Annotated in this window: 16 protein-coding genes and 1 tRNA gene; 11 read left to right on the forward strand and 6 right to left on the reverse strand. The window is 39.0% G+C overall.

The features are described from left to right. Positions 1-15: 15 nt before the first annotated feature. Together MOMA_RS00175 and ahpC are read right to left on the reverse strand one after the other, a co-directional pair. Positions 16-1,185, reverse strand: coding sequence for an efflux RND transporter periplasmic adaptor subunit (locus tag MOMA_RS00175; protein WP_009501164.1), 1,170 nt, complete (start codon positions 1,183-1,185; stop codon positions 16-18). 183 nt (positions 1,186-1,368) lie between these two features. After that, a complete protein-coding gene (gene ahpC / locus MOMA_RS00180; RefSeq protein WP_009501165.1) occupies positions 1,369-1,935 on the reverse strand; it encodes an alkyl hydroperoxide reductase subunit C in 567 nt (188 codons plus the stop codon). 351 nt (positions 1,936-2,286) lie between these two features. On the opposite strand from ahpC, the gene MOMA_RS00185 reads away from it, so the two are divergent. The 5 genes from MOMA_RS00185 to MOMA_RS00205 all read left to right on the forward strand — a co-directional run bounded on the left by MOMA_RS00185 (position 2,287) and on the right by MOMA_RS00205 (position 12,196). After that, positions 2,287-3,189 carry a hydrogen peroxide-inducible genes activator gene (locus MOMA_RS00185; protein WP_009501166.1) on the forward strand — a complete coding sequence of 301 codons (903 nt, stop codon included), beginning with the start codon at positions 2,287-2,289 and terminating at the stop codon, positions 3,187-3,189. 84 nt (positions 3,190-3,273) lie between these two features. Continuing rightward, positions 3,274-4,728, forward strand: coding sequence for an exonuclease SbcCD subunit D C-terminal domain-containing protein (locus tag MOMA_RS00190; RefSeq protein ID WP_009501167.1), 1,455 nt, complete (start codon positions 3,274-3,276; stop codon positions 4,726-4,728). A gap of 49 nt (positions 4,729-4,777) precedes the next feature. Continuing rightward, positions 4,778-8,719 (forward strand): SbcC/MukB-like Walker B domain-containing protein, encoded by a 3,942-nt coding sequence (locus MOMA_RS00195; RefSeq protein ID WP_009501168.1) that lies wholly within the window; start codon positions 4,778-4,780, stop codon positions 8,717-8,719. 149 nt (positions 8,720-8,868) lie between these two features. Further along, entirely contained in the window at positions 8,869-9,810 is a 942-nt protein-coding gene (locus tag MOMA_RS00200) for a tetratricopeptide repeat protein (RefSeq protein ID WP_009501169.1), read from the forward strand. A gap of 55 nt (positions 9,811-9,865) precedes the next feature. Beyond that, on the forward strand, positions 9,866-12,196 hold the full coding sequence (locus MOMA_RS00205; protein WP_009501170.1) for an esterase/lipase family protein: 2,331 nt from the start codon (positions 9,866-9,868) through the stop codon (positions 12,194-12,196). A 42-nt stretch (positions 12,197-12,238) separates the two neighbouring features. On the opposite strand, the gene MOMA_RS00210 is transcribed toward MOMA_RS00205, so the two are convergent. Beyond that, the gene (locus MOMA_RS00210) at positions 12,239-13,108 is read right to left on the reverse strand and encodes an MBL fold metallo-hydrolase (RefSeq protein ID WP_009501171.1); all 870 of its coding nucleotides are present in this window, start codon (positions 13,106-13,108) and stop codon (positions 12,239-12,241) included. Between the two features lie 263 nt (positions 13,109-13,371). On the opposite strand from MOMA_RS00210, the gene MOMA_RS00215 reads away from it, so the two are divergent. Genes MOMA_RS00215 through MOMA_RS00230 form a run of 4 tightly spaced genes read left to right on the forward strand, consistent with a single transcriptional unit; the run spans position 13,372 to position 17,898 of the window. Continuing rightward, entirely contained in the window at positions 13,372-15,468 is a 2,097-nt protein-coding gene (locus tag MOMA_RS00215) for a TIGR01244 family sulfur transferase (protein ID WP_009501172.1), read from the forward strand. Then, positions 15,468-15,956 (forward strand): YaiI/YqxD family protein, encoded by a 489-nt coding sequence (locus MOMA_RS00220; protein ID WP_009501173.1) that lies wholly within the window; start codon positions 15,468-15,470, stop codon positions 15,954-15,956. Before MOMA_RS00215 ends, MOMA_RS00220 begins: the two co-directional genes overlap by 1 nt. A 9-nt stretch (positions 15,957-15,965) precedes the next feature. Continuing rightward, positions 15,966-16,661, forward strand: a complete 696-nt coding sequence (locus MOMA_RS00225; protein WP_009501174.1) for a hypothetical protein — start codon at positions 15,966-15,968, stop codon at positions 16,659-16,661. A gap of 46 nt (positions 16,662-16,707) precedes the next feature. Further along, a complete protein-coding gene (locus MOMA_RS00230) occupies positions 16,708-17,898 on the forward strand; it encodes a restriction endonuclease subunit S (protein WP_009501175.1) in 1,191 nt (396 codons plus the stop codon). A gap of 2 nt (positions 17,899-17,900) precedes the next feature. Here the strand turns inward: MOMA_RS00230 and gspF are convergent, their stop codons facing one another. Beyond that, positions 17,901-19,106 (reverse strand): type II secretion system inner membrane protein GspF, encoded by a 1,206-nt coding sequence (gspF, locus tag MOMA_RS00235; protein WP_009501176.1) that lies wholly within the window; start codon positions 19,104-19,106, stop codon positions 17,901-17,903. A 124-nt stretch (positions 19,107-19,230) separates the two neighbouring features. Between gspF and MOMA_RS00240 the strand changes: the two genes are divergently transcribed. Beyond that, complete coding sequence (locus MOMA_RS00240; RefSeq protein WP_009501177.1) at positions 19,231-19,842, forward strand: 5-formyltetrahydrofolate cyclo-ligase; 612 nt, start codon at positions 19,231-19,233, stop codon at positions 19,840-19,842. Positions 19,843-19,936: 94 nt separating this feature from the next. Continuing rightward, positions 19,937-21,940, forward strand: a complete 2,004-nt coding sequence (gene ligA, locus MOMA_RS00245) for an NAD-dependent DNA ligase LigA (protein WP_009501178.1) — start codon at positions 19,937-19,939, stop codon at positions 21,938-21,940. 32 nt (positions 21,941-21,972) lie between these two features. Here ligA and MOMA_RS00250 read toward each other — a convergent pair whose 3' ends face one another. Continuing rightward, a complete protein-coding gene (locus MOMA_RS00250; RefSeq protein WP_040624859.1) occupies positions 21,973-23,106 on the reverse strand; it encodes a restriction endonuclease subunit S in 1,134 nt (377 codons plus the stop codon). A 122-nt stretch (positions 23,107-23,228) separates the two neighbouring features. Continuing rightward, positions 23,229-23,304 (reverse strand) — tRNA-Lys (locus MOMA_RS00255). Positions 23,305-23,355 lie beyond the last annotated feature (51 nt).

Below are 23,355 nucleotides of genomic sequence, written 5' to 3' on the forward strand. Positions count from 1 at the left end.
ATGATAATCCCGATATTACAATCCCACTTCCACGCTTTCTACACTGCCATCTGAAGCAGAGATAACCACTTTTTCACCTTGTTTTAAACCCGATATCACCTCAGCGTGAATTTTGTTATTTAGTCCAACGGTGATTTGGCGTGTTTGCAACACTGGATTTGGACTGTTTTCATCATCAATTACTTGCACCTCAAATGTATTGTCAGACAATTGTTTGCCAAGAGCGGTTGTTGGAATGGTCAACACTTGTTGTTTTTTGTCAATTGCCACCGTTACATTGGCACTCATACCAATAAACAGTTCGTGATTTGGGTTAGGCACAGTCAATAGCCCATAATAATACACAGCCCCTGCTTGAGAATGCGTATCCGAGCTAATCGGAGCAAGCTCTAAATCTTCAAGCACCGCCTCAAATTTTTTATTTGGCAACCCTAAAATATAAAAATAAGCCTTCATGCCAGTTTTGAGTTTTGGAATATCCGCTTCAGAAAATTTTGCCTTAATCTGTACTGTGTCAATTTGGGCAAGTTTAATAATGGTTGGAGATGACTGCATGGCATTGATGGTTTGCCCTTGTTTGGTAACGATAGACACCACAATACCATCAATGGGTGCTCTGATGCGAGTATAATTTAAGTTGTTTTTGGCGGTTGCAATTTTTAATTGGGCTTGTTCCAACTGTGCTAAACTTGCACTTAATTCTTTTTGAGCAGTGGTAAAAGCGGTTTTTGCCTTGATAAAATCCATTTTGGCAACAATGCCTGCTTCAAAACCTTGCTTTTGTTGCTCTAATTCGTCTTTCATGCGCGACAATTGCAATTTTTTAATGTCGTGTTGAGCCAACAAGGCTTTGTAATTTGCCTCATCGTCTTTTAAGGCATTACGCTGTAACGTTGCATCAATATCTGCAATCAAATCGCCTTTTTTAACCCTTTGCCCCAAACTGACGTGTAATTTATCCACACGCCCAGTTGCTTGTGCACCAACATCAATCAACTCTTTGGCATACACTTGTCCACCTGCAACCACTGTACTTTCAATATCAGCAACACCAACCGTTTCAGTCAGATACTGTAGTTTTGGCGGTTGTTGTTTTTGCCAAAAAAACCACGCAAGCAAAGACAGCCCCAACAAAATAACAACAACGTAAATTAAACGCTTTTTTGATTTTTTATTCGCCAACATAAAAACACCACGACAATACAAGCATGTTATAATATAACGATTATACAGAAAACCCATCTTTAATACAACAACACACAAAATACCACAACACACAAACCGTTATTAGCCCAATTAAAAAAGCACAACCTTAAAAAAGATTGTGCTTTATTTGACCTAGATTTTAACCGCTTAGATTTTAATCACTTAGATTTTACCAACAAGATCCAAACTTGGTTTTAAAGTTTCCTGACCTTGATCCCATGCTGCCGGACAAACTTCACCGTCATTTTCACGAACGTATTGAGCTGCTTTTACTTTACGAACCATGTCTTTGGCAGAACGGCCGATACCCAAATCATGAATTTCAGCCACTTTAATCAAGCCATCTGGATCAACCAAGAAAGTACCACGAAGTGCTGCGTGTTGACCTTCGATCATAACGTTAAAACCACGCGTAATTGCACCTGTGCCATCACCAAGCATTGGATATTTTACTTTACCAATTGCAGGTGAGGCATCATGCCACGCTTTATGAACAAAATGTGTGTCAGTAGATACCGCGTAAACTTCCACACCAAGCTCTTTTAAGGTTTCGTAATGTTCGGCCATATCTTCAAGTTCTGTTGGACATACGAACGTAAAGTCATGTGGGTAAAACATAAAAATTGCCCATTTGCCTTTAACATCACTGGTTGAGATGGTTTTAAATTCACCGTTTACGAATGCTTCGGTTGAAAATTCTGGAATGTGTTGGTTGATAATTGCAGTCATGTTAGACTCCTTTTTTTGTGAAATTTTTAAAACGCTTGGTAAAACAATCAATGTTTTTCGTCATAATAACAACAATCAAATAAGAGTTAAACCCTTAAGCAACAAATTTAACAATTTTTAACAATTGCCAATGACAAAAACAATTTACAAAACGCTTGTTTTGCTTTTATTATCTTAACGCAAAATGATAATTAATCTAGTTAAAAGTTTTTATAAAACTGTTTTATTTTTTTAATAGATAGCGGTATAATACAAACTATAACATGAATTTAATTTTTATCAAACCTTTGTAAAGACGGTTTAACATTTAACACACATTTAACATACATTTAACACACAGGATATGCCAACATGATTACACTACGCCAATTAGAATTCGCCTTAGCAATTGCAAAATACAAGCATTTTAAACGCGCAGCAGAAGAGTGTAATATCTCACAATCTGCACTAAGTTTAGGCATCGCTGAATTAGAAAAACAGCTTGATACCCAGATTTTTGAAAGAAATAACAAACAAGTGTTGATTACGCCAATCGGTGAAGAGATTTTGGAGCGAGCCAAACGCATTTTTTCTGAGGTCAATGATCTGATTACCAAAGCTCAACTGCACCAAACCCCACTTGTTTATCCAATGACGATTGGCATTATTCCAACGATTGCCCCATTTTTGTTGCCAAAAGTATTGCCAAAACTGCGCGAAGATTATCCAAATGTACAACTGTCTATTGTAGAAGAACAAACAGAACGCTTGATCGAAAAAGTGCGTCATGGCATGATCGATACTGCGATTATTGCCTTGCCATACCCAACCGATGGCTTGCTTACGTTTGAGTTTTGGCAAGAGGATTTTTTGGCAATTTTTGCCAAACAAAATGCCGAAAATCAACCAAAAACCATGGACGCCAATACCTTGATTAACAGCAATTTGATGCTGCTTGGCGAGGGGCATTGTATGACTGATCACGCATTGTCAGTGTGTCATTTAGATACAAATAGAATTAAAAATAGCTTTAGCAATGCCAGTTTAACCACGTTAATCCAAATGGCATTAAGTGGCATGGGAACAACCTTAATCCCAGAAATGGCGGTAACCCAAATCAAACAACAAAACCCCGATGTTGCTACCATTCCGCTATCAGAACCTGGGCCTCACCGTAAATTAGCCTTTATCACGCGCCTTAATTATGCACGCGTAGATGATGTTAACTTGCTTGGCAATGTGTTTGCAAAAGGTTTAAGCCAGCATTCGTTATAACTTAAGTTGGTTATAATTTAAGTTGGTTATAATTTAAGTTGCTTGTAGTCTAGGCTGATTATAATATAAGGTTGGTTAAAAGTTATGTTAACTTTACTACACACTTCTGACTGGCATTTGGGAAGGCGTTTGTATGGAAAACCGCGCTATGATGAGTTTCATGCGTTTTTACAATGGCAAATCAGGGCAATTGTTGACAATCGGGTAGATGTTTTGCTAATTGCAGGTGATATTTTTGACAGCAGCAGTCCAAGCAACAAAGCACAACAATTGTACTATCAGTTTTTGCACGCTGTAAAAAACACACCTTGCCGTCATGTGGTGATTGTTGCAGGCAATCACGACTCGCCAAGTTTTTTGGACGCACCAAATTTATTGCTTAAAAATTTTGACATTCATGTGATAGGTTGCGTGCGTGAAAATTTGGACGATGAAATTTTGGTGTTGTACGATAACCAAGACAGGCCAGAATGTATCGTGTGTGCTGTGCCCTATTTGCGCGATCGCGATGTGCGTATGGTTGGATATGCAGAAAACTTAAGCGATAAAGAAAATCAACTCATAGCAGGTATTTACGCCCATTACCAAGCAATTAGCGAACAAGCATTTGCCAAAAAACAAACCTTGGAAGCACGTTTTCAAATCCCCATTCCGATCGTAGCCACAGGGCATTTGTTTACCGTGGGTGGCCAAACATTAGACGGAGATGGGGTGCGTGATTTGTATGTCGGTTCGTTAGGTTCGGTAACAGCGGATTTGTTTGATACGCGTTATGATTATGTGGCATTGGGGCATTTACACGTTGCACAAACGGTTGGAGGCAATGCGTTTATCCGTTATAGTGGCTCACCAATTGCTATGGGCTTTGGCGAGGCAAAACAACAAAAACAGGTAAATCTTGTCAAATTTTTTGCCAATAACTTTGATCCAAATGATCCAGCCGATGAACGCAATTTACCACTTTTGCCTTTACAAAAAAATCTATCATCGGATCGGATTTTTAATCATGATTTGTTTGACAATGATCTGCTTGACAATGACTTGTTTGGTTTTGACCGGGCGGATTTTGATAAGCAAAACAACCAACAAAATCTTAATAAACCCTATTCATTGGCATTAATCAATGACTCAAAAAAACCGATTCAAACCTTGATCCAATCGCTTGCGATACCAACGTTTCAAACTTTAATCCGAATACAAGGCGACTTAAAGTACATTGAAACCACGATCAAAACACTTAAAAAATCCGCCCGCACGGCATGGCTTGAGGTGGTTTATACTGGTGATGACTGGGTGGCAAATTTGCACGAAAATATGGTGAATTTAACAAAAGACAGCCACCTTGAAGTGTTGCGCACCAAAAATTTGCAAAACCGCCAACAAACCTTACAAGCCAATCATGCCAATGAAGCACTTGATGATTTAGATGAACTGGCGGTATTTGAGCGTTGTTTAAGTGCTTATGATGTGGCTGATAGCCAAAAAGATGGGCTAAGACTGCGATATAGAGATATACTACAAAGCCTCCAAACTGAATAAACTTTTTATACTTTATTTATACTTTATTTATACTGTTTAAAAAACCCACATGAAAATTTTAAGATTACGCTTTAAAAACCTAAACTCATTACAAGGCGAGTGGCAAATTGATTTTCGTCATTCTGCCTATGTCAACGAAGGTATTTTTGTCATTACAGGCGCAACAGGGGCTGGCAAAAGCACGATATTAGATGCAATTTGTTTGGCCTTGTATGGTGCAACACCGAGACTTGGTGATATCACGCAGGGCAAAAACGACATCATGTCAAGAGGAACAAGCGAGTGTTTTGCCGAAGTGGTTTTTGCCACGCAAGAGGGCAATTTTCTTAGTTTTTGGGGGCAACGACGTGCCAAAAAACACCCCAATGGCAAATTACAAGCTCCAAAACACGAAATTTCCAACTTTATTAGCGATGATGTATCAGGCAACGTCCTTGAAAGCAAAGCCAGAAAAACCAAAAGCAAAATTGAGTGTATCACAGGCATGGATTTTGGACGTTTTACGCGTGCTATGCTTTTAGCCCAGGGCAGTTTTGCTGCTTTTTTACAAGCCAGCAGTGATGAACGCTCACCAATTTTAGAGCAAATCACAGGCACAACAATTTATAGCGACATCTCCAAAAAAGTGCATGAAACTTTTACCCAAAGCAAAAAACAACTGGAAATTTTACAAGAAAAATTAGCAGGCGTACAACCACTAAGCGATGAACAACAGCAACATTTAACCGATAGGTTAACCCAAACCAACCAAGACATTGACACACTTGGCAAAAAAATCCGCAGCTTACAATCTGACAAAGCCTTGTACATAGAATTAAACAAAACCCAACAGCAACAACAATTATACCAACAAAAACAACACGCCCTAAACGCACAAATACAAGCGTTTTTACCACAAAAACAACTCCTGGAACAAGGCAAACATGCCTATCAATTAACCCACGATTATCACGAATACCATCACATTAGCCAACAATTGTCTGCCAATATTACCAAACAACAACATTGGCAACAACAACTTCCAACCCTAAAACAGCAGTTGGATCAACAACAACAAACCGAACAGCAGTGTCGTATTTTACTGCATGATGCCGAACAACATTGGCAAGACAGTCAGCCAATATTACAAAAAGTGCGTGAATGCGATTATCAACAACACAATTTAACACAGCAGCAACACGCCCTAAAGCAGCAGCAACAAGCATTAAGCACCAAATTGCAACACAATCAACACGCTTACGCCCAAACACAACAAGCCTTAAACGCCTGCCAACAACAACGCCAACACTTAACCCAACAGCAACAATTGGCAGTATTTAACGAACATTCCAATCCCTTGCCACGCCTGTGTGATCTTGCCGATCAGGCAAACCGTAGCCATCAGCACGCACAAAACCTAGCCAAGCAAATACAAAACGCACAAGAACAACAAAACACACTTGCCAAAACGCTTGATGATATTAGCAACGAGCAGCAACAAAACGCAAATAACCAACAAATCTTTCAGCAGCAACAGCAAAATTTTGCACACACCATTTGCACATTTATCCAATCATTTGTCAACACATTAGATCCTGCCCCACCAAACTCTCACACACCAAACGATTTTATTTGGCCGGTGCATCAGGCATTAAACCAACTACAACACGCCCAATTTTTGCTACAAACCTTACAAGAACAGCACAAACATTGGCAAGCATGGACAGATGACAATCATCAGTTGCAACAAGAAATCGATCAAATCACCCAAGCAATTAACGCTGTGCACCATGAATTACATCAACTATCACAAAACGAACAAGCACAACAACAAACCGTAGATTTACTGTGGCAAAACCAACAATTGCACAACAAAATTACAAACCTACAACAAGAACGCCAAGCCCTAATCAGTGGCAAACCCTGCCCACTGTGTGGTGCAACAGCACACCCATATGCCAAACAACCACCAAATACCGAGCATGAACCAAACAACACCGAACAACAGCTACTCATTGCCAAACAAAATTTGACCAACACCCAAACCAAACGCCAACACAGCGAACAACAACTTGCCAAACTTAGCCAAACCAAACAACACCTAACCCAAAACCAACAAAAAATTCAGCAAAATTTAACCGAAACGCAAGCTGCCATCTTTAGCCAAGCAACTGATTTTTATCAAAGTTATCATCGCTTACTCAAATTAGATCCACTTATAGATTTTCTTAACGCTTGGCAAAACCCAAAAACAAAAGTCCAATCTGATACCCTGCAATTTGACAACTCACAATTTGACAACTCGCAGCCCAGCCAAATCCAGTTGTGCGAACCATTATCCAAGCTATCCATACATTTTGCGGATTTTACAGAACAAATTAACCAAAATATGGTGCAAAAACAACAAATTATCGCACAATTGTCAGATTATCAGCACCAATTGGACGCACAAAACCTGCACGCCCAAACGCTTATTCAGCAAGCAAATGAATTGAAACATCAGCACCACATTGCCAAGCAACAGCACCATCAACTAACCATAAACACACAGCAAATTTTGGCACAATACCAACAAAACCAATCACAACTTATTGAAATCAATGATAAAATTCAGCAGATTTTGCAACCATTTTCCCACTTATTGCCAAATCATGCCATCGATATCACACAAACACTTGCCCAAATTGAACAAAAATTTACACAATGGCAAAATAAAGAGCAACAATTACAAAAACTTAATGAACACGAACGCCAACTAGAAAACACCTTGACCATCATTCAAAGCGAAAACCAACAGTTAAGTGCGCAAAACCAACAGCTAAGCCAACAGCTAAGCACCCTTGAACAACAAAAACTTACGCAACAAAAAAACCGTTTTGCCCTGCTTTTGGATAACCAGTTTGTAGATAACCAATTTGTAGATAAAGATGTAGCAGACATAGAACAGACATTATTAACCCAAAAAACCCAAGCTTTTGCAGCATGGCAACACGCCAACGAATCTATGCAACAGCTTAACCAAGACTGGCGATTGTTAAGCGAAAATTTACAACAAATCAACACCGTCATTGCTGAACAACAGCAAGCGTTCAACCAAATAGAATATCATTTTTTACAAAAACTACATCATGCCAATTTTGCCAACATTGAAGCGTATTTACAAGCCTGCTTAAGCGACACCGAACGTGAAAATTTACAAAAAACAGACGATGATTTACAGCAACAACACCAATTTATCGAACACAAACTCCAAGAAATTAACGATTATTATCAACAACTTACTCAAAAAAACATCAGTGATTTAACCTTAGACATGCTTGACAATGAGTTAAATAAATTACAAAGTATATTTAACGAAAAACAACAGTTGTTAGGCAATTTATCACTACAACTTACCAATAACGAAAATATCAAACAAAAGCAAGCCTATGAGTTTCATCAACTACAAGCACACAAACAACAGTTGGATCAATGGCAACAGTTGCACAGTCTGATTGGTTCAAGTGATGGTAAAAAATTCCGTAACTTTGCCCAAGGCTTGACTTTTACGCTGATGATTAATCACGCCAATGAACAATTAAGCAAAATGAACGATCGTTATTTATTGGTTGCTGATAACGAACAACCGCTAAGTTTGAATGTGATTGACAAATATCAAGGCGACATCGTGCGAACCAGTAAAAATCTATCAGGAGGTGAAAGCTTTATTATCAGTTTGGCATTGGCATTGGGTCTGTCTAATATGGCAGGGCATCGCATGCAAGTAGATTCGTTGTTTTTAGATGAAGGTTTTGGTACATTAGATGATGAAGCATTGGATACCGCCCTAACGACTTTATCAACTTTGCAACAATCAGGAAAACTGATCGGCGTCATTTCACACATTCAAGCCCTAAAAGAACGCATCAGCAGCAAAATCACGGTTATCCCCACAACAGGCGGCGTAAGTAAAATTATCGGCCAAGGCATAACAACCTCGGTTGATAAAACAACCTCGGTTGATAAAAATTAACAATATCATTACTGATTTTTTGCCAAAAATTTTGCATGATATTGCAATTTACCCATGTTTATGGTTAGTGTATAATTATGGTTAGTGTATATGGTTAGTATATAATTTTGTATATAAGTTTATTTAAAGTTAAAATAAAAGGATCGGTTATGTTAAAACAATCTTTTGCTGTTGCATTGTTATCATTGAGTGCATTTGCCTTATCGTTGCCTGCCAATGCAGCCACCATCAAAAAAAAACCCAAAACCACACAAAAAGCAACCAAACAAAAAGCAACAAATTTTGGTAAAAGCAGCCAGCCGGCTCAATCTTTGCAAAACAATCCAACATCTGATTTGACAACTTTGGATACAGCCGATCAGGATTTGTCCTTAAGCACCATTACTTATCCAAAATTTAATGCAGTGCAATTTGTTGGAACGGATTTACAAAACCAAACCATTAACCTACCACGCCCAACCCTAAAACTAAGCAATATTAGCACCGTACCAACGGTTGTTATTCCAACAACCAAACAAGCAACAAGCCAAATTGACGTAAGCGTGATTGATGATTTTATCACCGAAATCTCGCCTAAGGCACGTCATTATCCGCCTGTATTTCGTAACCGCACCGAAAGCTACCATGCAATCCAAAAAATCAAACAATTAAGCGCATGGATTGACCGCTATGCCAAAAACCCACACGCATCGTATGAGGTGTTGTTGCGTGCCACAAAAATCAACGCTATGGCACGTAACCTGGATTTAGGATCTGAATACGCGGTAAAAGCCAGCGAATACGTTACGCGTGCCTTAAAAATCAATGACACAGCCGAGGCAAATTTTTTATATGGTGCAATGTTGTCTGAAGGAGGCGGTTTTGAAACAGGCTCAAAATATTTAGAAAAGGCGGAAAAAATGGGTTTTGCTGAAGCAACTCAAAGCCTTGCCCAAGCCGATCTGTTAAACGATAAAAAAGAGCGTGCGATTCAACGTTTAAACGCATTTAAAGCCAAATATCCAAACGATCCCTACATCGACGAACAACTGCGCCTTGTCAATAGCGGTGAGTATTACATTTGGAAAATTCCGGTAAAAACCGTGCGTTAATTTTTACGTGTTAAAAAACATCAACTTTTTTTACAACACTTTTATGCGGTTTTGTATGCACAATTTACGCTTTATTTCGCCTGAACCAACATGCTGTTACTCACATTTAGCCAAGTTTATAAAACTGGCTTGTTTTGGATTTGTGTTGCTTAACCTTACCGCCTGCAGCACCACGGCCACACAAAGCAGCACCACGGCTATCATTAAAGAGCGTACCAATGTACTAACAGGATCGCAGCTAAGTAGCGACACACAAAGCTGGCTGATACAAGCAGGGCTTGAAGAAAGCGAATGCCTTGACAATATGCCAAGTTGTATTGTCAAACTTAAACAATCCGAGCTTAGCAATCAACCTGACAAAGGATTATACGGAGCAATCGCAGAATTATTTTTTGCATCAGCAAAAAAACGCAAGCAAGCAAAAACTTGCCAACCTCCCAAGCGAGAACTTGCCACTGACATTGCCAAAACCTATCAGCCACAAACCACACAAGATAAAAACAACTCAACCAACAGCCACACAACCAACAAAAACACCATTGACTGCGATACCGCAAAACAAGACGATTTGTTACAAACTGTACGTTTTTCTTATTTATATTTGATGTATGACACGCTAAATAAAACCGATGCGATACCAAACAAAAACACGCCAGTTTATTTGCCAAAAGAGCGTGATACCCAAATTCAAGACTTGTATTATGTTGCCATTGATGAGTTGGGTGATAATCTGTATGAAAAAAATCTACAAGATGACTACCAAATCACACGCAATCATATTCGCGTTAATTTTCACGGTTTTGACAATGAACAAAGCAAAAACCACACCGAAAAACTCATATCTAGCTACCAAATTAATTTAGACAATCTAAACAGTATCAGTCGTCGCGATGGTTTTGGAATGAATTATGTCATAGCCCTTGACGATCGTTATACCACTTCCATTCGCAATCAGATTTTGAACAAAAACCACAACAACCTACCTGCAAGTGCACGCATTCACCCTACGGGACATTTGCCTGTTACCGCCCTACTCTTGCCACAGGGCGACAGCATGAATGAGATTTTAACCACCACCGATTTTCGTTTTGATTTGTACAATCCTTATCAGATCAATCGGGTTAATATTTTAGGCAAAACGTTTGCATTGTCAGCAAATTTTTCGGCACCGTATGGTTTATGGATTAAAGAAAATGCCCTTGAACCGTTAAGTATTTTTAACATGCTCGGATCGGCATACCAAAACGGTCAAGCACAATTGTTTATGCTTGAACCGTATGATCCAAACAAACGGGTTATTCTTATGCTGCATGGGCTTGCGTCCAGTCCTGAAACGTGGATTAGACTTACCAATGACATTTTTAACGATCCGATTTTACGCAATAATTATCAAGTTTGGCAATTGTTTTATCCAACCACCATTCCGATTTTGGAAAACCGTTATCAACTACACACCTTGATTAACACCGCTTTTGCTCAAGTTGATCCAAAACAGCACGATCTTGCCAGTCAAAACGCTGTGCTGATTGGACATAGTATGGGTGGCGTGATTGGGAGATTGTTGGTATCTGATGACGATTTAACGGTTAATCTAACTCAAATGATCGAAAATCGCATTCAAAAACAACAATTGCCTGCCGTTTATCGTGATTTTTGGCGTTTAAACAACAATGAACAATTGGAATTAGGCAAGCGTTTAGAATTACATGCTTTGCCACAGTTAAGTCGAGCGGTATTTATTTCCGCCCCATTTGCTGGAACGGATTATGCCGATCGTTGGTTTACCCGTGGATTACGGCGGATTGTCTCCATTCCTGCAGGCTTTGTCAAAACAGTAACCACAAGCCTAAACGCGTTATTTAGCGATGCCCAATTGGCAAACAACCCATTGGCAGATTTATTTTTGGAAAATGGAGCCAGCCAATTAAGCGATCGTTCTTTTTTTGTCAAACTCACCAAATCAGTAACCACATCAGACCATGTAGCAATTAATACTTTAATTGCCACCGATGACAATGATTTATTTGATAAGCTAAAAAATGACTTAAACAATGATAAACAACCTAACCAAAATTTAACCACAAATCTCAATCCACAAAATTTGTATTTGTACAACCATATCAATCTAGCCAAAGCCGAAGATTTACAAGCCAAGCACCAACAACTGCTTCAGCAAGTGCGTCAAGGAGCAACCGATCGACTGTCTGATGGCATTGTACCCTACCACAGTGCCAGTTTAAAAGGCGTTGAAAGCGAAAAAATCTTATCAGGCAAACACAATGTACACACAAGCCCACAAGCGGTATTGGAATTACGGCGGATTTTGCACAAACATTTAGCCACGCTTAACAAAACCAACCCACAACACAGCGATCAACGCCCTTAATTTCTTAAGCCCGTTAATTATTTCTTAAAACTACAGTTGGTTTTACAGTTGGTTTAGTGGTAATTTTAGATAGCACACGCCGTTGGCCTCTGATTTTGGCAATTCACCTGCGTTAATATTAACCTGTACCGCAGGCAAAATCAGGCGTGGCACTGCAAGTTGTTTATCGCGTTCGTTACGCATACGCACAAATTCATCTTTGCTTATGCCAGTTTTGACATGAATGTTGTGTGATTTTTGTTCGCCAACACAAACGCTTGGCATGTATTTACGCATGCCTTTTGGTGGATAATCGTGGCATAGATATAACAATGTGTCATCAGGCAAAGCAAGCAGCCTTTGGATAGAATCATACAATTCTTCAGCACTGCCATTAGGAAAATCGCAACGAGCCGTACCAACATCAGGAGCAAAAATGGTATCCCCCACAAACACCACCAAATTTTTACCATCACTGACTTGATATGCCATATCTGCAGGGGTATGCCCTGGCAAATGCATCGCCGTAATGGTTAAATTACCAAGCAAAAGTTCAGATCCTTCATCGGTTAAAATGTCAAATTGACTGGCATCGGTCGCAAAATCACTCAAATTATAAATATTGGTAAAGGCTTTTTGCACCTTGTCAATATGCTTGCCAATCACGATATCTCCACCCAATTGTGCTTTAAGATAGGCTGCAGCAGAAAGGTGATCGGCATGGGCGTGAGTTTCAATGATGTATTTTAACGTGAGCCCTTGTGATTTAACAAAATCAATCACAATATTGGCATTGTTATGGCTAATTTTGCCTGCTTTTGGATCAAAATCCAACACGGGATCAATAATTGCACACAATTGTTGGTTATTATCAATCAAAACATGGGTAAATGTCTCAGTATCGTTGTCCAAAAAAGAATGGATATTTATCATATTATTGCCCCTTAGCGGTATCAATTTAACATCTATCTTAACATCAGTTTAGTAGCGTAAACGTCATGTCAAAATTATTCAAAGCAAAATTATTCAAAGTTATGATTAAAAATATTTATCGTAAAAATAAACAAAACAATTGCCCATTTTATTATATTATTTTATAATATATTTTTCAATATACTTATTTAATACCAAACATCACAAAGCCCAACTAAAAACACACAGAAACAAAAATAAGTAAAATCAAAAATAGGTAAAAAATGTCAGTGTTTTTTAAGCATATGATACAATCCATACAAAACTTGTGGCAAGCTCCCTACTGGATAACGCATTATCAAAAAAACCACCTGTCGCAGGATTTGTTGGCAGGATTGATCGTAGGAATTGTGGTTATTCCACAAAGCTTAGGTTATGCTGTGTTGGCAGGCTTACCGCCCATATATGGTTTATATGCGTCCATTGTGCCTGTGTTGGTTTATGCGTGGGTTGGATCCAGTGCAGTCAATGCAGTCGGTGCGGTTTCACTCACAGCGGTAATGACAGCCCAATCCTTATCTGATTACAAACATTTACCAGTTGATGAATACGCCCATTTGGCCGCAGGACTTGCGTTGTTGGTGGGTGTGTTGTTAACATTGGCAAACATGTTTCGGCTCGGTTGGGTTACTCAATTTATCAGTCGTGGCGTAACGGCAGGTTTTGTGAGCGGTGCTTCGCTTTTGATTTTTATCAGTCAAATAAAAGTCATCACCCACATTCCCATTACAGGCAATACCGTGCTTGAAAACGCCGTGTCATTATGGCAACATTTTGACGATTTTCATTTACCAACTTTTGTGGTAGGTTCAGTGTCATTGGCGGTATTTTGGTTAAACCGCTCGCATTTTCCAAAATGGTTTGCTCATTTGCCAATACCTCGTTCGATGATTGCCCTACTATGTCGTATGTTACCGCTGTTTTGGGTGATTTTGGTGATTATATTTAGTCAAATTTTTGGTTTTGATCGGTTAAATATTGCCTTGGTTAATCCCATTGCACAAGACTTGCCCGTGCCTGTTTTGCCCATGATGGATCTTAAAACCTTAATTCAGTTACTGCCCTCGGCCACTCTTATTGCACTGATATCGTTCGTATCCAGTCATGCCGTAGCAAGCAGTTTTGCCAAACAATACAAACAGCCCTTTAGTGCCAATCAAGAACTAAAAGGCTTAGGGCTTGCCAATGTCATCGGATCATTTTTTCAAAGTTTTGCTGTAACTGGAGGTTTATCTCGCACAGCAATTAATGTTGCAACAGGAGCAAAAACTCCCCTAGCAAGCGTGATTAGTGCATGCGTCATGGTATTGACACTGTTATTTTTTGGTAAAGCACTTGCACCATTGCCGTATGCTGTGCTTGGTGCTATGATTATGGCAAGCATTGTTAGCATGATTGATTTACAAACACTGCGTTATGCGTTAAAATTTGACAAATTGGACGCGTTGGCATTTTTAGCAACCGCGAGCAGCGTACTGATTTTTGGATTAAATACTGGGCTAATCGTTGGAATTTTGGTGTCATTTGCAGGGTTAATTTGGCAATCCAGCCACCCACATATTGCTGTGGTTGGTCAAATTGGGGATACAGGGCATTTTCGCAATGTACGCAGACATCAAGTTACCAAACACGATAAACTGCTGATTATTCGCATTGACGAAAGTTTGTTTTATGGCAATGCCACATCGGTACGCACGTTTATTGAACAACAACTAACCAATGCACATTATGAACATTTGATTTTGATGCTATCTGCAGTCAATCATGTGGATTTAACCGCCCAAGAAATGCTAAGCGAACTTAATACTGCCCTACAAACCCATAACATCACCTTGCATTTTTCCGAAATTAAAGGTCCGGTGATGGATATTTTAGAACAAACGCCCGTTATTCAAAAATTAAACGGTCAAGTATTTTTAAGCACACAACAAGCGGTCAAAACATTAACCGAAAATCTAATTTCAAAAACTCAATCATCAAAAGGAGCAACCATGTCAAACAACACCACATTTTCACCACAAATCACCCCAAATGACATTGCCAACATCAAAGCCCAAGGCTACAAAACCATCATCAACAACCGCCCAGACGGTGAAGAACCAAATCAGCCCTTAAACGCCGATATCGAAAAAATGGCTCATGAACTTGGTATCGCCTACTATTTTCAACCTGTCATACCCAGCCAAATTAACCAACAAGATTGTAAAGATTTTGCCAATATTTTTAACAAGGCAGAAAAACCGGTATTTATGTTCTGTCGCACAGGCAACCGCTGTAATATCTTATTTCAAGCCACCGAGCAGTTGGATCTGTTAACCTGATGACTCATATTTGGGTAGATGCCGATTCCATTGCCAACATTGCCAAGCAGCTGATTATCAAAAATGCAGAACGCACTCAAACGCGGGCAATTTTTGTTGCCAACCGATCAATTATTTTGCCACGTTTAAGCGTTTTGCAACTGGTTGTTGTTGATGCAGGTTTTGACAAAGCTGATGACTACATTGCCAAACATGTCAATGCTGATGATATCGTAATAACTGGTGATATTGCACTTGCCAATGATTGCATTCACAAAAACGCACGCGTTGTTACCGCTCGTGGTTTTATTTATGATAAAAATAATATCAAGCAAAAGTTAAATATGCGTGATTTTATGGACACCATGCGCAGTACGGGTGTGTTAGATTCCAAACAAATGGGCGGTCAATTGCCTTACAACGAAAAAGACAAACAAAATTTTGCCAAAGTGTTAAATCATTGGCTTCAATCTTCCAACAAAACCTCAATCAGCAATTTTGAACAATGAGCGTATTGCATGATAAATCCGATTGTTTTAATCAAAAAATTGTATCAATTAGACGATAAAAATCCAAAAACCTTGGGTTTTGACATTGACGAAATGAACGATTTAGAACAGCTAAGTCAAGTAACCCTACCTCCTTTGTTGTTTCATTATTGCCTAGAATTGGGAAAAGTACAGGCACTTAACCACAGCCATCATACGCTATTGCCACTGCCTTTTAACAAAACCGCCGATCACCTGATCATTGCCAAAGACAACAGCGGCGAAGCAATTTGGGGCATTCACCAAGACGATCTGAATACCGCCAATCCGCCTGTGTTCGTAAGTCGCAACCATGATACGTATGACAAAGAGCATATTCATTGGCTAAAGGAGTTGCCCTTAGCAAGTTTTTTATTGGCACAAGCGATTTTTAATGGCGTCAATGGTGGGCTTAAGCATTACGCCCAAGTCTTTGATTTTATTGGTGATACCATTCCTGTTGATATTGTAGAAAAATTACAAAATCCTGTTATCGGTGCGATAGAAATTGACACCTTGCACCAAAAACACGAGCGTTTTTTTCAAATTGACGATTACAAAACCGTGCTCATGCTGTCATTTAATGAGCTAAACCTACCCAATGCGTTTTATATGGGTGGGCAAGATACAGCAGCGTTTAGCCGTGTCGCAAATCAATTGGCGGTGGCGTGGGATACTTTGGTTTAATCAAGATACATGGTCTAATCAAGATAAAATAACGATGGAGATTGTGATGATTGGCTTTATTGAAAGACTTTTAAATGGGCGAGAAGTTGCGTGGAAAAGTTTGGGTGATATTATCCATTCAATTAAAACAGGTTTAAACCCGAGAAATTTTTTTCAATTAAATACTAATGACGCAGATAATTATTATATAACAATTAGAGAATTACAAAATCATGAAATTGTTTTTACAGATAAAACAGATAAAATAAATGATGAAGCCTTAAAATTATGCAATAACCGCTCAAATTTAGAAAAGGGCGATGTATTGTTTTCAGGAACTGGTACAATTGGAACGGTTGCTTTGGTGAAAGAAACGCCAAAAAATTGGAATATTAAAGAGGGCGTTTATGCAATTAAACCCATTCAAAGCGAAATTATACCAAGTTTTTTATTGTATTTATTTGAAACGGATTTTATTAGAAATGATTTTTTAAGCAAATCAGCTGGTGGCACTGTTAAAAGTGTACCAATGAAAGAAATGGCAAAAATAAAAATCCCAATCCCACCCCTAGATGTGCAAAATGAAATTGTACGCATATTAGACAAATTTACTGCATTAAATAGTGAATTAATAAAAGAGCTTGATTTGCGTAAAAAACAGTATGATTATTATCGTGATAAATTGTTAACTTTTGGTGATGAAGTGGCGTGGAAAACACTAGACGAAATTTTTGCTATTTTTGCAGGCGGCGATGTACCAAAAAATGCATTTAGTAAAATACAAACAAACGAATTTAATATTCCGATTTTATCAAATGGCATTGGCGAAAAATCACTTTACGGCTGGACAAATATAGCAAAAATTAATCAACCAAGTTTAACTATTTCTGCAAGGGGTACAATTGGTTGGACAAGTTATCAAGAAAATCCATTCTTTCCAATCGTGCGTTTGTTGGTTTTAACACCTAAAATTGAATTAAATATAAAATTTGCTTATCATTTTATGAAATTAATTGAAAATGATTACAAAATTCCTAAATCTGGTATCCCACAATTAACCAAACCCATGATTAAAGATTTAAAATTTCCAATTCCATTAATATCAGAACAAAAACGCATTGCCGATATTTTAGACAAATTTGAAACCCTAACTAATTCTATTACCGAAGGCTTGCCCAAAGAAATACAATTAAGAACAAAACAATACGAATATTACCGCGAACAACTGTTAACTTTTGATAAATCTTTTGATAAATAAAACTAGCCTGCCAAATCATTCATATTGACAATTGGCAACATCACCGCCATCACAATCGTCATGACAATCACGCCCATCAATACAAGCATTAACGGCTCAAGCAGTGCAAGCAAGGTGCTTATCATATTGGTGGCCTCGTTTTGTTGCATGTCGGCTGCTCGGCTTAGCATGTTGTCAAGTTCCCCTGACTGCTCGCCACTTTTTATCATCTGCACCATCATCGGCGGAAAGTAGTTGCTTTTTTCCAATTGTCCGGATAAATTTGCCCCCTCGATCACCTTTTCGGTTGCACGCTCCACTGCATAACGAATATGTACATTGCCAAGCACTGCACCGCCAATTGCCAAAGCCTCTACCAAAGGTACGCCAGATCGCACAAGAATTGACAAGGTACTGGCAAACCGCGATGCGTTTAGATTATAAGAAAGTTTTGCAAAAATCGGCAAACGCAACACCAAAGCATCAAACGTCGATCGCCCTGCACTGGTTTTAACAAATTTTATCAAAATAACCAACCCACCAACAATAACCAACAACAATAACCACCACCAAGTGGTTAAAACATAAGACACAGCCAACACAAATTGTGTAATGCCCGGCAACGCCTGATCGGATTGTTCAAACACTTTTACAATTTTTGGCACAACCAACGTCATCAAGCCTACCACCACAGCAATTGCCATAATCAGTAAAATAATCGGATATACCAACGCCCCTTGAATTTTTTTTTGCATCGCAAAACGGTTTTCGGTATAGTCAGCAAGCTGATTTAAAATCAAATCCAAATGCCCGGATCGCTCGCCTGCAGCTATGGTGGCGGTATAAATTGGCGGAAAATTACCCGCATCTTGCAAGGCATTTGCCAAACTATACCCCTCCAAAACTTTAGAACGCACCGCCAAATTTAACGCCTTGATGTGGGTTTTTTCGCTTTGTTTGGCAACGGCATTTAACGCTTGTTCAAGCGGAATCGACGATGCCAAAAGCACCGACAATTGTCTGGTAATTAATGCCAAATCATACGCACCCACGCTTTTTTGTCCAAAACGTTTTTTGCCTGAATTGGCTTTTTGTACAGCATTGACTGCCACAGGCAACAAGCCTTTTTCACGCAATTGTTGACGAATTTGGCGTGCAGAGTCGGCTTCGAGCAAGCCTTGTTCGGTTTTTCCATTTTGGTCTAAGGCTTTGTATTGAAAAGCAGGCATATTTTTTCCGTTAAATGTTCCGTTAAATCAAGACAACCAAAAGATAAAGTTGCAAAAAAGATCAATTAGTGTAGCATAAGTAACCTTATCAATTCAAAATAAAATCAACCTTAAGCCTAAAATTATGCCACAAACCACAACCAACCAAACCAAAACCCTGCGCCAAAAACTGCGCAACCAACGCTTACAATTAACCCCGGCTAACACCAAACGCTTTGGATATTTGGCTGCTCGCCAGTTTCAACAGATAAAGCATCGATCTTTGCACAAAAATGCCAAAATCGCTGTGTTTGTCGATGCTTTTGCTGAATTGCCAACGCAAGCCTTGATTGATAAACTGACACGGCGCGGCTGTGAGATTTATTTGCCTGTGGTTACGCACCGAACCAAACCGCTAAGTTTTGTAAAACTAAACCACAACAAATTAAGCAACAATCGTCTTATCACGCACCGTTTTGGTATGCAGCAGCCTGCTAAGGGCAAACGTTTGCGTGCCAAACAACTTGATGTGATTATCATGCCACTGGTTGCCGTGGATAAACAAGGGCATAGGCTTGGCATGGGCGGTGGTTTTTATGACAAAAGTTTGGCAAAATGCCACCAAAAACCGCTTAAAATCGGTTGGGCGTATGATTTTCAGTTGGTAGACAATTTGGTTGTCAATGCGTGGGATATTGGCGTGGATATGGCGGTTTTTCCAAGCCTTGCGTTACGATTTTGTCGCTATTTGATTTAAGCAAACCGCTTAAAAAACCACTTGAGAAAATCAACAAAATGCCGTAACATTGGCAACATTTTACCATTGTATTAAAATTAAAACAGATATGCCAATGAACACCATTTACGCACAAATGCGCCGTTTAATTCACCAATTAAAAACCCACAACCACGCTTATTATGTGCTGGATAACCCAACAATTAGCGATGATGAATATGACCGGCTGCGCAGGCAACTGATTGAACTTGAACAACAAAATCCAAGCCTTATCCAAACAGACAGTCCAATTAACCAAGTGGGTGATAAACCACTGCCTTTTTTTAGTCAAATCACCCACACAATCCCCATGTTATCACTAGGCAATGTGTTTAACCAAGAAGATTTGCAAAATTTTATGCGCAGAGTCAATGACAGGCTTGCTGACAATCAAAAAAATCCCACCTATGAAGTGGAGCTAAAATTAGACGGTCTCGCCGTGGCACTCATTTATGAAAAAGGCATACTCACCCAAGCTATAACGCGCGGCGACGGCCAAATGGGCGAGGACATTACCCAAAATATCAAAACCATTCGCAATTTACCGCTGATATTGGATCATAAAGTTGAACGTTTAGAAATTCGTGGCGAGGTGTTAATGCCAAAAGCAGGTTTTGCCAAACTAAACGCACAGACTCAAAAAAACGGTGAAAAAACTTTTGCCAACCCACGCAACGCCGCCGCCGGTAGTTTACGCCAACTTGATCCTAACATTGCCAAAAATCGCCCGCTTGCGTTTTATGCCTATTCAGTGGTGCAAGGGTTGCCAGATGAAATTCATACCCAATTTGACGCATTGGCTTGGCTTAACAGTCTTGGATTTAGTTTAAGTGATGTTAAACTATGTAACCACGCAGATGAACTGCACGATTATTATTTATCCGTGATTGAAAAACGCCAAAACTTGCCTTTTGAAATTGACGGTCTTGTGATTAAAGTCAATGACTTAAATCTACAAAAACAGCTTGGTTTTTTAAGCCGCGAACCACGTTGGGCAACTGCTTATAAATTCCCCGCTCAAACTGTAATGACACGCCTAAACGCAATAGAATGGCAAGTTGGACGCACAGGACAATTAACCCCAGTTGGTAAATTAGATCCGGTTAATATCGGTGGTGTTACCGTAAGCAATGCCACTTTACACAACATCGGTGAAATTCACCGCCTAGATGTGCGCGTAGGCGACTTAGTCAGTGTGCATAGAGCAGGTGATGTCATTCCAAAAGTTACGCGAGTTTGGAAAGATGAACGCCCAGCCAACAGCCAAACAATCACCCTACCCACACATTGCCCTGTATGCAATTCACCTGTGATCTTACCAGAAGATGAAGCCTTGGCACGCTGTAGTGGCGGACTGTATTGCCCTGCCCAACAACAAGAAGCCCTGATCCACTTTGTCAGTCGCAAAGCAATGGATATTGATGGTTTGGGTGAACGCTTGTTGATTGGTTTTTTTGCTCATGGGCTTATCAAAAACGTGGCTGATATTTATGATTTAAAAAATCATGCCAGTGAGTTAATAAAACTTGAAAAATTGGGCGAAAAATCGGTTAACAATTTGCTTAACGCAATTGAAGTTAGCAAAAAAACCACGCTGCCACGCTTTATTTATGCCTTAGGAATTCGAAGCGTGGGTGAAAGCACGGCGTTAAATTTGGCAAAACAATTTGGTGATTTAGACAGTTTAATGCAGGCAAATATCGATGCATTACAAAAAACTCCCGATGTTGGTACAATCACCGCCGATTCAATCGTGGATTTTTTTCAAGCCGAACATAACCGTAAGGTGATTGAGCGTTTGTTACAAGCCGGCGTGCATTGGGATAGCATGGAACATACAGATGCCAACAATCAGCCACTAGATGGACAAAGTTGGGTAATTACAGGCACGCTAACCAGTATGGGACGCGATGAAGCCAAAGCCAAATTGCAGGCCTTAGGCGCTAAAGTATCAAGCAGCGTATCAGCAAAAACTTCTGCCCTGCTGGCAGGAGAAAAAGCAGGAAGTAAGATCGATAAAGCCCAAAACTTAGGCATAAAAATCGTTACAGAGGCGGAGTTTTTGGCAATTATTCTTTAATTGCCTAATTTTGTAAAATCACTTTGGCAACATCATTTATCAAAAGTTAACAGTTGTTCGCGGTAATATTCATATTGTTTTTGGCGTAAGTTTATTTCTTTTGGTAAACCGTGAGAAATGGAATTGGTTAGGGTTTCAAATTTGTCTAAAATAGTGATTATTTTTTGTTGCGTTGCTATTGGCGGAATGGGAAATTTAAATTCCATAATTAAATCTTTATCACCCCTTGGCATTTTTGCACCTTTTGAATTTTTGATATTATACAAAAAGAACTTTTCATCTGATAAAATATAAAATAAATATTTTGGCAAAAGTTTTTCATAAGTTGCACGAATAACTAAAACATCGCCGTTTGTTCCGCCACAATTATCCGCAAACCATATTTTTCTTAAATAAGGTCTAATATTACCCAATAAAATATCATCTTGTTGATATTGAATTAATGTGCCGTTTGTTGGCAAAGTAGTGGAATTAATTTTTCCTTTTCTGTCTTGCAATAGATTATTAACGCTAATATGATTGCTTGCATTGACTTTATTAAAGTTTATTCTGTCTTTTGAATATTGTGCCACTTCGCTAAGTGTTTTATATTCCACTTCATCGCCAAAAGTTAACAATTTATCACGATAATAACTATATTGCTTTTTACGCAAATCAAGTTCTTTTATCAATTCGCTATTTAATGCAGTAAATTTGTCTAAAATTCGGACGATTTCATTTTGCACATCTAGGGGCGGAATGGGGATTTTTAAATCTTTAATCATGGGTTTGGTTAATTGCGGAATGCCAGATTTAGGAATTTTGTAATCATTTTCAATTAATTTCATAAAATGATAAGCAAATTTTATATTTAATTCAATTTTAGGTGTTAAAACCAACAAACGCACGATTGGAAAAAATGGTTTTTCTTGATAACTTGTCCAACCAATTGTACCCCTTGCAGAAATGGTTAAACTGGGCTGATTTATTTTTGCTTCATTTGTCCAGCCATAAAGTGATTTTTCATTAATGCCATTTGATAAAATCGGAATATTAAATTCTTTTGTTTGTATTTTACTAAATGCATTTTTAGGCACATCACCGCCTGCAAAAATATCAAAAATCTCCCCTAAACTTTTCCACTCAACCGCTCGCCCCTGTAACAACCGCTCAATAAATCCAATCATTTCACCGCTCCCATCTATAATAAATTTTAAAACAGTAAATTGTAAAACCCAGCTTTTACACGCAACCAGTTTTACACGCAACATAGCAAAAACCCCTCTCTAAAAGAAAGGGGTTTTGTATATGGTGGATCGTCCGCGACTCGAACGCGGGACCAACGGATTAAAAGTCCGCTGCTCTACCAACTGAGCTAACGATCCAATGAGTGCGTATTATACGCATATTTTTGTAGATTGCAAGTTTTTTTTGGA

This window comes from Moraxella macacae 0408225 (genome assembly GCF_000320365.1).
Lineage (GTDB): Bacteria > Pseudomonadota > Gammaproteobacteria > Pseudomonadales > Moraxellaceae > Faucicola > Faucicola macacae.